The organism is Streptomyces sindenensis (assembly GCF_014649035.1).
Taxonomy (GTDB): Bacteria; Actinomycetota; Actinomycetes; order Streptomycetales; family Streptomycetaceae; genus Streptomyces; species Streptomyces sindenensis.
Window position 1 is genome coordinate 182,725 of sequence record NZ_BMSG01000004.1, and the last position, 13,064, is coordinate 195,788.

The window sequence follows — 13,064 nt, forward strand, 5'->3', positions numbered from 1 at the left end:
GCCACGGGCGGGGGCGGGGCCGCCGGTAGGGCTGAGCCACGGGTGAGGGCGGGGCCTCGGCCACCGCCCGTCCCTGCCCGTGGTTCAGCCCAGGGCCCAGGCGACATCCCTGAGCAGGGCGTGGCGCCAGCCCGCCCGGTCGTGGTCCGAGGCGGACCGCGAGACCCGCACGGTCGCACCTGCCTGTTCGGTCAGCGTCTCGGTCAGCTCGCAGTGCGGCAGCATCCGCGTCTCGTGCTCGCCGACGTCGAACGCGCACCGCAGCCGCGACAGGTCGGCCCCCCGGCGCAGCCGCTCGGCGACGGCGCCGCCGAGGGCCCCGCCCAGCGGATCCGTCAGGTCCACGGCTCCGGGCGCCCACCAGAAGGACCCCGACTGGCAGGCGACCCGCGAGACCAGCTCGGGGAACTCCAGTGCCGCGTACAGCGCGCTCAGCCCGCCCAGGCTCTGCCCGGCCACCACCAGCCGGTCCGGCTCGGCCGGCACACCGCAGTCGCCCACCAGCGGCAGCAGCTCGTCCCGGACCGCCTCCCACAGCTCCGGGCGGCAGAGGAAGTCGGCCTCCCGGTCCTTGGCCGGCAGGAACACCAGGGTCACCGGAGGCAGGTCGCCCGCCTCGAAAGCCGCGTCGAAGGCGGTCGCGGCCGGGTGCAGAAACAGCCAGTCGTCCCCGTCGAGCAGCAGCACCACCGGACCGCCCCCGCCCACCGGGTGGACCCGCACGGTACGCCGCCCGCCGAGCCGTTCGCTGTTCCAGCGGATCCGGGTCCGGGGGAGGGGCGGCACATCGTCCGGGCCGAGGGCGGGCCAGTGCGGCTGGGGCGGGGCGTCCGGCGTCGCGGCGACGGAACGGTCGGCCCCCGCACCGACCGGATTGAACGGATCGGCATGGGCCTCGCCCGCCACCAGGACGCGGTAGGTCACCCGCAGCCGCTCGGGCATGGACACCTCCGCGTACCAGCAGTCGGTGTCCTCCCAGCGCCGCAGCGGCACGGGCGGCGACCAGCTCTCGAAGTCGAGGACGGTCTCGGAGCCGCGCCACAGGAAGAGGGTCCGCCAGCCGTCCTCGGCGGGCACCGAGGCGGGTGTGCGCGCTGCCGCCCAGAACGCGTCGGTGCCGGGGCGGCCCGGCAGACCGAAGGCGGCGAAGGGGCTCTCGGCGTCCACGGGAGGCATGAACGTCTCCTTGTGAGAAGGCAGGGGCAGGGGCAGGCCGAGGGTGGGCTCCACCTGTGTAAGGCGAGCCTAACCCAAGGCCGCTGGACCGCTGTTGGGGATCTGACGCGGAATGCGGCGGACTCAGTACGCGGCGAGCCGCTCCATCAGGGCCACGGTGTGCGCGAGCTGCCGCTGCTCCTCCGCGCTGAGTTCGAGATCGATGGCCCGGGCCAGCCAGTCCGCGCGCCGGTCGCGCTCCGCCTTCAGCGCCGCCCGGCCCACCTCGGAGAGGTCGACGAGCGACTTGCGGCCGTCCGTCGGGTGCGCCCGGCGGACCACGAGGCCCTGCTCCATCAGCAGGCCGACCGCGCGGGCCATCGACTGGGGCCGTACACGCTGGTCCGCGGCCAGGTCGCTGGTGGTCATCGCCCCGTCCCGGTCGAGGACACCCAGTACCGCGACCTGGCCGTGCGGAATCCGGTCCTCCTGCTTCACCCGCCGCGCGAGTTTGCCCATGGCGGTGCGCAGGTCGGCGGCGACGGTGGCGGGTTCCGGGGTGGGCATAGGGCACTTTAACCCGCGGTCGCGGGCACGTCCGCCCAGGTGGTCGGCCCGGAAGGCGTCCGGTGAAACTCGACAGCACAACTGCACAGCCAAGCTAAACAGCCAATCTGAACAGCATTGCTGTAGAGTTTTTTGTGTCGCGGCTCGCGCCGGCGCTGTCGCACCAGTGCCGCGACATGTGACTACGGAAGGACCTCGCATGTCCCGCACGACAGCTGAGCCCACCGCCATCCAGTCCGTCACCGCCCGCCGGATCATCGACAGCCGGGGCAATCCCACCGTCGAGGTCGACGTCCGCCTCGCCGACGGATCCCTCGGGCGCGCGGCCGTCCCCTCCGGTGCCTCCACCGGTGCCCGGGAAGCCGTGGAACTGCGCGACGGGGACGCGGGGCAGTGGCACGGCAAGGGGGTCGACCGTGCGGTCGGCCACGTCAACGGGGAGATCGCGGACGCCGTCGTGGGCCGTGACGCGGACGACCAGGCGGGCCTGGACGCCGCGCTCGTCGCGCTCGACGGCACACCCGGCAAGTCCCGGCTCGGTGCGAACGCCGTCCTCGGGGTTTCGCTCGCCGCCGCGAAGGCCGCCGCGGCGGCCCACCGCCAGCCGCTCTACCGCTACCTCGGTGGCGCCGACGCCCGTCTGCTGCCGCTGCCGATGATGAACATCATCAACGGCGGGGCCCACGCCGACAATCCGCTGGACTTCCAGGAGTTCATGATCGCGCCGGTGGGGGCGAAGACCTTCGCGGAAGCCGTCAGGATGGGCTCGGAGATCTTCCACACCCTGCGCCGCGACCTGCTCGCCGCCGGTCACGCCACCGGCGTCGGCGACGAGGGCGGGTTCGCCCCCGCGCTGCGCACCGCCGAGGAGGCCCTCGACTTCGTCCTGAGCGCCGTCGAACGCACCGGGTACCGTCCCGGCGAGGACATCGGCCTCATCATGGACCCGGCGTCGTCGGAGTTCTTCCGCGACGGCGCGTACGTCTACACGGGCGAGGGCGTCCGCCGTACCCCCTCCGAACAGGCGGACTACCTGGCCAAGCTGATCGACGCCTACCCGATCGTCTCCATCGAGGACCCGATGGCCGAGGACGACCTGGACGGCTGGCGCGAGCTGACCGCCCGCGTCGGCCACCGCTGCCAGCTCACCGGCGACGACGTCTTCTGCACCGACGAGGCGCAGGTTCGTGAGGGCATCCGTACCGGCGTCGGCAACTCGGTCCTGGTCAAGGTCAACCAGATCGGCACCCTGACCGAGGCGCTCGCCACGGTCGCCACCGCCCGGCGTGCGGGCTGGAGCGCCGTGATGTCCCACCGCTCCGGCGAGACGGAGGACACCACCATCGCGGATCTGGCGGTGGCGACGGGCTGCGGCCAGATCAAGACGGGCTCGCTGTCCCGCTCCGACCGCACGGCCAAGTACAACCAGCTGATCCGGATCGAGGAGGAGCTGGGCGCTTCCGCGCAGTACGCGGGCGGGGCGCTGCTGTCCCGTTCCTGACGGGTCCCCGGGCCGGCCGGGCGCACCACCGGGTGCCGCCCGGCCGACCACGCCAGACGGGCGGCCCCCGGCGGACGGTGACGTCCACCGGAGGCCGCCCTCCGTTCGCGGCGGGCCGGTCCGGGCCGCCGGACACCGGACCGGCCCACCGCTCCCGGGTCACCGGGTCCGGGCCTGTCAGGCCCGCTCCCGGGTCCTGTCGTCAAACTGCCGTCTGCCGTGCGACGCCCTACGGGTGACGACGGCAGTCCGACGACAGGACCTAGGGGAAGTTGGTGACGGTCGACGGGATCGTCGACGTTCCCGATGTCGGCGAGCCGACGTTGTTGATGACGTGCTGGTACTGGCCGTTGCCCCCGAGCGAGACGACCAGCAGGTTGTGGAACTTCACGCCGGGCTTCACCGGGGCCTTGAAGCCGTGTTGCTGCACGATGGTCGGGTCGACGTTGTAGTAGCAGTAGCTGCCCATGCCCCAGCCCTCGTGCTGCTCGACCGAATCGTCGACCCGGTAGGCGGCGTAGCCCTTCGTGTCGCCGTTCTGGATCGCCTCCTGGTTCGGGGCGTCGTACGCCTTCTCGTTCTGGAAGAAGATCGTGCGGCCGCGCTCGCCGTACCACTCCACGTCGTACTTGTTGAAGTGCTCCACGAACAGCCCGGTCGCCAGGACGTCGTCACCGTTCACCCGGACCCCGTAGTCGGCCCGGTTGGTCTCCCAGCCCCAGCCCTCACCGTGGTCGGCGCGCCACACCCAGGTGTGGTCGATGATCGTGTCGTCGCTGTTGACGACGATGCTGGTGGTCGCCTTGCCGGGACCGGCCCCGCCGATCCGCACGAACACGTCCTGGAGCGAGGTCGGGTTCGCCGCGTGGTCGGCGGACGCGCCCTGCGGCCCCACCTCCAGCAGCGTCTCGGAGTTGACGGGGCCCGCGTCGATGAGGAAGCCCGCCAGCTTCACCCCGTCGACATCGGCGACCTTCATCGCGGTCACCCCGTTGTCCGGGATGATCGTGGCCAGACCGAGGCCGAGGACGACGGTGTTCGCCCGGTTCACTTCAATGGTCCGGTCGATGTGGTAAACCCCGGGCGTGAACAGCAGGTTGAGGCCCTGCGCCAGCGCGGCGTTGATCGTCGCGGCCGTGGCGCCCTGCTTGACGACGTAGAAGCGCTCCAGCGGGATCGACTCGCCCGGCTGGGTCCCGCCGTCCCACGAGACACCGCGCGCGTTGACGCGCTTCGCGGGGACGAAGACCTTGTAGTCGTTGCCGTCGAGGTAGAGGAACGGCTTCTCGCGCGAGATCGGAGTGGTGTCGAGCGTCGTGTACGGCGGGGTCGGGTAGCTCGCCGCCGGTGCGCCCTGGACGCCGGAGAACGTCATGTTCCACACGGCGTTGGTCCAGCCGCCGACGGAGCTGTCGCGGGTGTACCACTGCTGCTGGGAGTAGGGGCCGACCGTGCCGTCGATCTTGGAGTCGGCGATGTAGCCGCCGCTGGCCCAGCCGTAGCCGTCGGGCGCGAGGTTGAGCCCTCCCTTGACGTGCATCCGGCGGAACGGCGCCGCCTGGGAGACCGCCCAGCGGTTGGTGCCGGAGACCGGGTTCAGGGTCAGGTTCTCCGCCGAACGCCAGAAGTTCTGCGTCGCGTTGCCGTCGAACCAGCCCGCGTCGACCGTCACATCACCGTTGAACGTGGTGTCGTCCGGGTTGAGGCCGAGACCCGCGATCTGGGTGTAGAAGCCGATCTGCGCCTTGATGTTGTCGTACGTGCCCGGCTTGAACATCAGCGCGTGGCGGTCCAGGCCGAACTGCGCGGACTCCTGCTTCTTGAAGATCTCGTCGACCTTGCCCTGGATGTCGGGCGTCGACGGGTCGAAGACATGGACGTTCGGACCGAGGTCGCCACCGCCCGGAATCTCCGGACCGCCGCCGCCGTCCCGCGTACCGAAGACCTTGAACTCCCAGAGCGAGTAGCCGTATCCGGTCGCACGCTCGGTGCCGGTCAGCCGCACGTAACGGGCGTCCCCGGAGATGTTCAGAGTCTCGTTGCCGCCCGCCGACGTGGTGGTGCTGTAGGCGGTCGTCCAGTCGTTCCCGTCGGTCGAGAGCTCGATGCGGTAGCTCTTGGCGTGCGCGGTCTCCCAGGCGAGTTCGACCCGGCTCAGAGCGGCCGGGGAACCGAGGTCGATCCGGAGCCACTGGGGGTCGGCGAACGCGCTGGACCAGCGGGTACCGCCGTCCCCGTCGACGGCGTTGCCCGCCGCGGTGCCACCGTTCTCCTGGCTGGAGGCGGTCACCGCGCTGCCCTGGGAGAGCAGGACCGGAGCGGCCTGTGCCGGAGCCGCCTGCACGGCCGCGAGCAGCGTCGCGACCAGGGTGGTGATGACCACGAGGGCCGGCGTGCGCCGTCGACGCGATGCGGCCTCGGGAGGCCGCGAGGGTCTGACGAAGGCAACGGACATGTTTGATCTCCTGAGACGTCAGGTGGGCGAGGGCGGTTCGGCTGCGGGCGCATGCTCCCCAGGGAGAGAGCGCTCTCTCGGTGCCGAATGATTCTCCCGTGTTTCCGTCACGTCAAGAGTTGTGCACAGAGTTGGCGCCCGGCTCCTCCGGTGGGGCAGATGCTTCATCTCCTGAATGCTCGGCGGCGGTTGACCGGCCATCAGTGCGCCTGGCCGGGCGTCATCTCCGGCGCGCCTGGAATCAACTCGGCCAGAACTCTTGACGGTTCACTCTGCTGCGGCCACGCTCCCCGTTCAGGGGAGCGCTCTCTCGGCTTCATCCCCTCACAGAGCAAGGAGTTCGCATGGAAGCCCGTGGAACACCACGGTTGCGCGGTGCCCTGGCGGTCATGGCCGCCGTGGCCCTCCTGTTCACCCTCTCGGTGGCCCTCGCCCCGGAACGTGCGGCCGCCGCGGCCCGTCTCGTCTCCCAGGGAAAGCCGGCCACCGCCTCCAGCACGGAAGCCCTCTTCACGGCCCCGTCCGCCGTCGACGGCGACACCTCCACCCGCTGGTCCAGCGCCTTCACCGACGACGAGTGGATCCGGGTCGACCTCGGCGCGAGCACGTCGATCGGACAGGTCGTCCTCAACTGGGAGGCCGCGTACGCGAAGGGGTACCGCCTGGAGGTCTCGGACAACGGGACCGACTGGCGGACCATCCACTCCACCACCACCGGCCCCGGAGGCGTCGAGACCCTGACGGTCTCCGGGACCGGCCGCTACGTCCGGATGCACGGCACGGAGCGCGCCACCCCCTGGGGCTACTCCCTCCACGAGTTCCAGATCTACACCACCACGGGCGGCACCGCCCCCGGCGACGACGTCCTCCTCTCCTACGGCAAGACCGGTTCCGCCTCAACCTCCCAGCACGACGGCACCTGCTGGGAGTGCTCCCCGGAGAAGGCGTTCGACCGCGACCCCGCCAGCCGCTGGGCCACCAGCCCCGAGGGCGGCTGGACCGACCCGGGCTGGATCGCCGTCGATCTCGGCGCTCGCGCGGAGATCGACCGGGTGGTCCTCCAGTGGGACCCGGCGTACGCCAGGGCCTACCGCATCGAGGTCTCCGACAACGGGACCGACTGGACGGTGATCCACGAGACCACCACCGGCACCGGCTTCAAGGAGACGCTGAACGTCAGCGGCACCGGCCGGCACGTACGCCTGTACGCCACCCAGCGCAGCGGTGAGTACGGTTACTCGCTCTGGGAGTTCCAGGTCTGGGGCACCGGCGGGGCCCCGGTCCCCGCACCGCCGCTGCCCGCCGATCCCACGTACGACCGGCTGGTGTTCAGCGACGAGTTCAACGGCCCCGCCGGAACGGCGCCCGACCCGGCCAAGTGGGTTCCGGAGACGGGCACCGGTCCCAACAACGAGCTGGAGTACTACACGAACAACAAGAACGCCGCGCAGGACGGCAACGGCAGCCTCGTCCTGGAGGCCCGCCGCGAGGAGACCCCCGGTTCGGCCTGCCCGCCCGACCCGCTGAGCGGCAGCACCACGTGCCAGTACACCTCGGCGCGGCTCAACACCTACGGAAAGTTCCAGTTCACCTACGGCCGGGTCGAGGCCCGCATCAAGGTCTCCGGCACGCAGGGGCTCTGGCCCGCGTTCTGGATGCTGGGCGCGGACTACTTCGACCAGGGGCGCCCGTGGCCGTACACCGGTGAGATCGACATCATGGAGCACGTCGGCAAGGAGCCGAACACCACGTACTCCACCCTGCACGCACCCGCGTACAACGGTGCGGCCGGCTACGGAGCCCCGTACTCCCTGCCGGGCGGCGCGAACTTCGCCGACGACTTCCACACCTTCGCGGTGGACTGGAACAGCGAGGGCATGACGTTCCGGGTCGACGGCAACGTCACGCACACGGTGGACAGGGAGGAGCTGGAGAGCACCCGCGGACCCTGGGTGTTCGACCACGACTTCTTCCTCATCCTCAACAACGCGGTCGGCGGCGACTGGCCGGGCCCGCCCGACGCCACCACCCGCTTCCCGCAGAAGATGAGCATCGACTACGTCAAGGTCTGGCAGTAGGAACCCCGCGGGCCCCGGCGTCCGGACGGTGCGGTTCTCCGACCGTCCGGACGCCCTCTCACGTGCTTCAGCCGCGCGGCGTGTACAGGATCCACAGCGGTCCCTCGGCGAGGTCGACGCGCCGCCCGTCGGGGGTGCTGAACACCGTGTCCGCATCCGCGGAGCTCCGGGCCCACCGCGCCTCGTACGCCCGGCCGTCCCGCAGGACGACCGCGTCCCCCGACCCCACGGTCTCGGTGAACGGCGTGTTGTTCCCCGACCGGTCGCGGAAATCCGACTCCCGTACGTCCACGTCCTGGACGACGACCGTACCGGCCCCGACCCGTTCGCCCTCAGCCGTCCGGGCAGGGGCGCCGTCCAGCGAGACGAGCCACCGCCCGCCCTCGGCTGACCAGGCGAACGTCACCGACGCGGACGGATAGCGGACCGTGCGGCTGTCCTCCGGCTCCCCACCGGGCGGCGCCGCACCGACCCGGAGCCCGAGCTCCGCCACCGCATCCACCCCGGAGGCCGTGAACGGGATCCGCTCGGGCCGCAGATACAGGTTGTGCGGCGCGGGCCGGTCCGGACCCCGGAAGTACGCCCCGGGCGCCTTCGAGGGCGGTACGGCATCGACCGGTGCGCGCTCGATGACCGGCAGCAGCCGGCCCTGCGCCCCCGAGAAGGCGAGCGTCGGCCGGTCGAACTGCCGCAGCAGCTCCAGATCGGTCTCCCGCGCGCTGCGCACCGGGCCGATGACCGGCGGCAGGTCGGAGGAGTACACGGCGAGAATCCGGCTGAGCCCCGCCTCCACCTGCTCGACGTAGACGATGTCGGCCTCCTCCAGCCCGGTGTGGGGGCGTGCGGGCGCCACGTTGTCGATCTTCACGGCGAGTACGTGGGTGGCTCCGCCGGTACGGGGGGACGGGCTCGTGGAGGAGGGCGACGAACCGTCCCCGCCCGTGCACGCGGAGGTCACGGCCAGCACCAGCACGGCGAACAGCGCCGCGACCCGGTTCCTCACTCCGCGCGTCACTCCGGCTGCGGACATGGCGGCCGCCCTTCCGGGGCGCCGGCCGGCGGTTCGGCGGAACATCGCCGTGTCGCGGCCCCTCGTCCATCATCCACCATCACGGGTCGGGTGCGCCCGTGCTCGCGCGGGAGGCCGCGCCGGACCCGGACGGCCCTGACACGGGCGGTTCTGACATGGCTGGAACTGCTCTGCGCCGCGCCCCCGATGCGCCTTCCGAAGGCGCTCTTCGCTCTCTACGGTTGCACCAGTGACGGGTTCGCATACCCGCACGAGGTGAACAGGCGAGGCGGAGGGGGATCGGTGGAAGCCGAGTTGACGGCACTGGCGGCATCGGGTGCGACGACGTTCGTGGGGCTGATGGCGACGGAGGCCTGGACACAGGCGCGCGGGCGGCTGGCCCGGTTCCTGGGCCGGGGCGAGAGGGACGACGTGATCGACGCCGAGCTGGAGGAGTCCCGCGAGGCGCTGATCGCCGCCCACCGGGACGGCGACGAGGACGGGGCCCGGGATGTCGCGGCCGAGTGGCGGATCAGGATCCGGCGGGCTCTGCGCGACAACCCCGAGGCCGAGCAGGAGCTGCGCGCCATCCTCGACGACCTGGCGCCCCAGCAGGCCGCCGGTCCCACCGTGGCGATCAACCACAACACGATCAGCGGCGGTCACTACAACGCCCCGGTGATCATGGCGCAGTGGGTCAACGACGGCGTATCCTCCACGCCCCGGCGGGGTCCGGGCACCGCGTGACGAGCCCGAGTCCCGGCGACGGCCCCCGGCACACCGAGTCGCGCAACGACGTCTCGGGCACGAGCCACGGCCCGCTCGTGCAGGCGGCCGCGATCCACGGCGGCACCACCTTCCACGTGCAGCCGGCCGAGCCCGTGGGGGAGTGGATCGCGCCCGACGAGATCCCGCCCCTGACCGTGCGGTGGGCACGTCAGCCCCCGACCCCCGCCCCGCGAACCGCACCAGCGCCCGGCAGAGCGCCTTGCGTGCGGCGCGGCGGAACGTCGTGAGGACGGCGGGACCCGCCGTCCTCACGCGGACGAAGTCCGTGACGGCCCGTCCGGTGTCCCGGTCGAGGGGCATCGCCACGCCGAACGCCGGGTAGCGCTGCCCAAAGCGGTCGACTGCGCCGCCGCCCACCCCGCCACGGTGTCGGTCGGGAGGCACCCGGTGGAGGGCTCCTGACGGGCCATCTGGTCCAGACCTCTTGACCGAAGGTCTGGACCATTCTACGTTTTGACGGGGTCACGACATAGGGCGGGTCGGGCGAACCTTTCGCACGGCGGCGGCGGACCCGGGCAGGAAGGACAACCGGATCATGGGGCGTACATCACGACTGCTGGGCCTCGGCCTGGCCGCGGCGCTCGTCGCGCCGATGCTGGTCGCGGCCGCACCGCCGAAGGCCGCGGAGAGGACCGGGACCGCCGCCGAGACCTGCGCGGTCCAGTCGAAGCCCACCGGCAAGGTGCTCCAGGGGTACTGGGAGAACTGGGACGGTGCGGCCAACGGCGTGCACCCGCCGCTCGGCTGGATCCCGATCACCGACTCCCGCATCACCCGGCACGGCTACAACGTCGTCAACGCGGCCTTCCCCGTCATCCGCTCCGACGGCACCGTCCTCTGGGAGGACGGCATGGACCGCACCGTCAAAGTCGCCACCCCCGCCGAGATGTGCCAGGCCAAGGCTTCCGGCCTGACCCTCCTCATGTCGATCGGCGGAGCCACGGCCGGGATCGACCTCAGTTCCAGCGCGGTGGCCGACAGGTTCGTCGAGACGATCGTCCCGATCCTGAAGAAGTACAACTTCGACGGCATCGACATCGACATCGAGACCGGGCTCGTCGGCAGCGGCAACATCAACCAGCTGTCGCCCTCGCAGTCCAACCTCATACGCATCATCGACGGCGTCCTCGCCGCCATGCCGTCGAACTTCGGCCTCACCATGGCCCCCGAGACGGCGTACGTCACCGGCGGCAGTGTCGTCTACGGATCGATCTGGGGCGCGTACCTCCCGGTCATCAAGAAGTACGCCGACAACGGCCGCCTGTGGTGGCTGAACATGCAGTACTACAACGGCAGCATGTACGGCTGCGCCGGCGACTCCTACTCCGCCGGCACCGTCGCGGGCTTCACCGCCCAGACCGACTGCCTGAACAACGGACTCGTCATCCAGGGCACCACGATCAAGGTGCCCTACGACAAGCAGGTCCCGGGCCTGCCCGCCCAGCCGGGCGCCGGCGGCGGCCACATGTCAACCGGACTCGTCGCGCAGGCCTGGAACCACTACAACGGTTCACTCAAGGGGCTGATGACCTGGTCGCTGAACTGGGACGGCTCCAAGGGCTGGACCTTCGGCGACAACGTGAAGGCCCTCCAGGGCCGTTGACCCCTGCCCACGCGTTCTCCGCGCCCCCGGTCCGCCGATGACCGGGGGCGCGGCACCGTTCCGGCCGGGGGCGACACGAGGAAGGCGTGAACCGGTCGCACGCCGGGGCGGTCGAGAGAGCAGAATCGGGTACGGACCGGGGTGATCGTTTCCCGGTGCGACGGGCCCGTCTCCCCGCGGGCCGGCCGACGACGCAGACGTACGAGGAGCCCCGATGGTGCACGAACGGGCCGGTCACCCGGCACAGTCCGCAGACCTGGTCGACGTGGCACGGCTGGTGACGGCCTACTACGCCCTCCACCCCGACCCGGCCGACCCCGCCCAGCGCGTCGCCTTCGGCACCTCCGGCCACCGGGGTTCCGCGTTCGCCGCCGCGTTCAACGAGGACCACATCGCCGCCACCACCCAGGCGATCTGCGACTACCGCGCCCGCCAGGGCACCGACGGGCCCCTGTTCCTCGGCGCGGACACCCACGCGCTCTCCGAACCCGCCCGGGTCACCGCCCTGGAGGTGCTCGCCGCCAACGGGGCCACCGTCCTCATCGACAGCGAGGACGGCTACACGCCCACCCCCGCCGTCTCGCACGCCATCCTCACCTACAACCAGGGGCGCACCGAGCACCTGGCCGACGGCATCGTGGTCACCCCGTCGCACAACCCGCCCGCCGACGGCGGCTTCAAGTACAACCCGCCGAACGGGGGACCGGCGGCCTCCGACGCCACCTCCTGGATCCAGGACCGGGCGAACACCCTCATCGAGGCCGGACTCGGGGAGGTCCGCCGGATCCCGTACGCCCGTGCCCTGGCGGCCGACACCACCCGTCGGTACGACTTTTTGACCGCGTACGTCGACGACCTGCCGTCCGTCCTCGACCTCGACGCCGTACGGGACGCGGGCATCCGCATCGGGGCCGACCCGCTCGGCGGCGCGTCCGTGGCTTACTGGGGGCGGATCGCCGAACGCCACGGGATCGACCTCACCGTCGTCAACCCCCTCGCCGATCCCACCTGGCGGTTCATGACGCTGGACTGGGACGGCAAGATCCGCATGGACTGCTCGTCGCCGCACGCCATGGCCTCGCTCATCGAGCGGCGCGACGCGTACGCCATCGCCACCGGCAACGACGCGGACGCCGACCGGCACGGCATCGTCACCCCCGACGGCGGGCTGATGAACCCCAACCACTACCTCGCCGTCGCCATCGACTACCTCGGCACCCACCGCGACGCGTGGGCCGCCGGGACCGGCATCGGCAAGACCCTGGTCTCCTCGTCCATGATCGACCGGGTCGCCCACGACCTCGGCCGGACCCTGGTGGAGGTCCCGGTCGGCTTCAAGTGGTTCGTCGACGGCCTCTACGACGGCAGCCTCGGCTTCGGCGGCGAGGAGTCCGCCGGGGCCTCCTTCCTGCGCCGCGACGGCCGGGTCTGGACCACGGACAAGGACGGCATCCTGCTGGCCCTCCTCGCCTCCGAGATCACCGCTGTCACCGGCGCCTCCCCCTCCGAGCACTACGCCCGCCTCACCGACCGGTTCGGCGACCCGGCGTACGCCCGTATCGACGCCCCCGCCACCCGCGAGGAGAAGGCCGTCCTGGCGAAGCTCTCCCCGCAGCAGGTCAAGGCCGACACCCTGGCCGGGGAACCCGTCACCGCGGTCCTCACCGAGGCCCCCGGCAACGGAGCCCCGATCGGCGGCCTCAAGGTCTGCACCGACAGCGCCTGGTTCGCCGCCCGCCCCTCGGGCACCGAGGACGTCTACAAGGTGTACGCGGAGAGCTTCCACGGCCCCGGCCACCTCGCCCAGGTCCAGGAGGAGGCCCGGGCACTGGTCACCGAAGCGCTGGGCGGCTCCCAGGAATCGACCTGAGTGGTCGACCGGAGGCGGGGGGCGGGACTCGGGCGCC

General features: G+C 71.5%; 9 protein-coding genes and 1 pseudogene. 5 read left to right on the forward strand and 5 right to left on the reverse strand.

All coding sequences use genetic code 11. The features are described from left to right. Positions 1-84: 84 nt before the first annotated feature. Together IE145_RS07600 and IE145_RS07605 are read right to left on the reverse strand one after the other, a co-directional pair. The gene (locus IE145_RS07600; protein ID WP_189520107.1) at positions 85-1,176 is read right to left on the reverse strand and encodes an alpha/beta hydrolase-fold protein; all 1,092 of its coding nucleotides are present in this window, start codon (positions 1,174-1,176) and stop codon (positions 85-87) included. A 123-nt stretch (positions 1,177-1,299) separates the two neighbouring features. Further along, complete coding sequence (locus IE145_RS07605; protein WP_069735121.1) at positions 1,300-1,722, reverse strand: MarR family winged helix-turn-helix transcriptional regulator; 423 nt, start codon at positions 1,720-1,722, stop codon at positions 1,300-1,302. 199 nt (positions 1,723-1,921) lie between these two features. On the opposite strand from IE145_RS07605, the gene eno reads away from it, so the two are divergent. After that, on the forward strand, positions 1,922-3,223 hold the full coding sequence (gene eno / locus IE145_RS07610; protein ID WP_189520109.1) for a phosphopyruvate hydratase: 1,302 nt from the start codon (positions 1,922-1,924) through the stop codon (positions 3,221-3,223). 262 nt (positions 3,224-3,485) lie between these two features. On the opposite strand, the gene IE145_RS07615 is transcribed toward eno, so the two are convergent. Beyond that, positions 3,486-5,678, reverse strand: a complete 2,193-nt coding sequence (locus tag IE145_RS07615) for a discoidin domain-containing protein (protein ID WP_189520111.1) — start codon at positions 5,676-5,678, stop codon at positions 3,486-3,488. Between the two features lie 344 nt (positions 5,679-6,022). Between IE145_RS07615 and IE145_RS07620 the strand changes: the two genes are divergently transcribed. Next, positions 6,023-7,756, forward strand: coding sequence for a discoidin domain-containing protein (locus tag IE145_RS07620; RefSeq protein ID WP_189520113.1), 1,734 nt, complete (start codon positions 6,023-6,025; stop codon positions 7,754-7,756). A 67-nt stretch (positions 7,757-7,823) separates the two neighbouring features. On the opposite strand, the gene IE145_RS07625 is transcribed toward IE145_RS07620, so the two are convergent. Continuing rightward, the gene (locus tag IE145_RS07625; protein ID WP_189520114.1) at positions 7,824-8,786 is read right to left on the reverse strand and encodes a DUF3048 domain-containing protein; all 963 of its coding nucleotides are present in this window, start codon (positions 8,784-8,786) and stop codon (positions 7,824-7,826) included. Positions 8,787-9,068: 282 nt separating this feature from the next. Between IE145_RS07625 and IE145_RS07630 the strand changes: the two genes are divergently transcribed. After that, the gene (locus tag IE145_RS07630) at positions 9,069-9,512 is read left to right on the forward strand and encodes a hypothetical protein (RefSeq protein WP_189520115.1); all 444 of its coding nucleotides are present in this window, start codon (positions 9,069-9,071) and stop codon (positions 9,510-9,512) included. 189 nt (positions 9,513-9,701) lie between these two features. Here the strand turns inward: IE145_RS07630 and IE145_RS33340 are convergent. Beyond that, positions 9,702-9,881 (reverse strand): annotated as a pseudogene (locus IE145_RS33340) (ECF transporter S component); the annotation flags it as partial. Between the two features lie 208 nt (positions 9,882-10,089). Between IE145_RS33340 and IE145_RS07635 the strand changes: the two are divergent. Both IE145_RS07635 and pgm read left to right on the forward strand, forming a co-directional pair. Further along, a complete protein-coding gene (locus IE145_RS07635; RefSeq protein ID WP_189520116.1) occupies positions 10,090-11,157 on the forward strand; it encodes a chitinase in 1,068 nt (355 codons plus the stop codon). 214 nt (positions 11,158-11,371) lie between these two features. Further along, positions 11,372-13,027 (forward strand): phosphoglucomutase (alpha-D-glucose-1,6-bisphosphate-dependent), encoded by a 1,656-nt coding sequence (gene pgm / locus IE145_RS07640; protein WP_189520117.1) that lies wholly within the window; start codon positions 11,372-11,374, stop codon positions 13,025-13,027. Positions 13,028-13,064 lie beyond the last annotated feature (37 nt).

What these genes read in the sequence shown, in the direction of transcription:
- IE145_RS07635 (WP_189520116.1), top strand. Translation starts at nt 10,090, where the DNA reads ATGGGGCGTACATCACGACTGCTGGGCCTCGGCCTGGCCGCGGCGCTC.
- IE145_RS07605 (WP_069735121.1), bottom strand. Translation starts at nt 1,722, where the DNA reads ATGCCCACCCCGGAACCCGCCACCGTCGCCGCCGACCTGCGCACCGCC.
- pgm (WP_189520117.1), top strand. Translation starts at nt 11,372, where the DNA reads ATGGTGCACGAACGGGCCGGTCACCCGGCACAGTCCGCAGACCTGGTC.
- IE145_RS07615 (WP_189520111.1), bottom strand. Translation starts at nt 5,678, where the DNA reads ATGTCCGTTGCCTTCGTCAGACCCTCGCGGCCTCCCGAGGCCGCATCG.
- IE145_RS07620 (WP_189520113.1), top strand. Translation starts at nt 6,023, where the DNA reads ATGGAAGCCCGTGGAACACCACGGTTGCGCGGTGCCCTGGCGGTCATG.
- IE145_RS07600 (WP_189520107.1), bottom strand. Translation starts at nt 1,176, where the DNA reads ATGCCTCCCGTGGACGCCGAGAGCCCCTTCGCCGCCTTCGGTCTGCCG.
- IE145_RS07625 (WP_189520114.1), bottom strand. Translation starts at nt 8,786, where the DNA reads ATGTCCGCAGCCGGAGTGACGCGCGGAGTGAGGAACCGGGTCGCGGCG.
- eno (WP_189520109.1), top strand. Translation starts at nt 1,922, where the DNA reads ATGTCCCGCACGACAGCTGAGCCCACCGCCATCCAGTCCGTCACCGCC.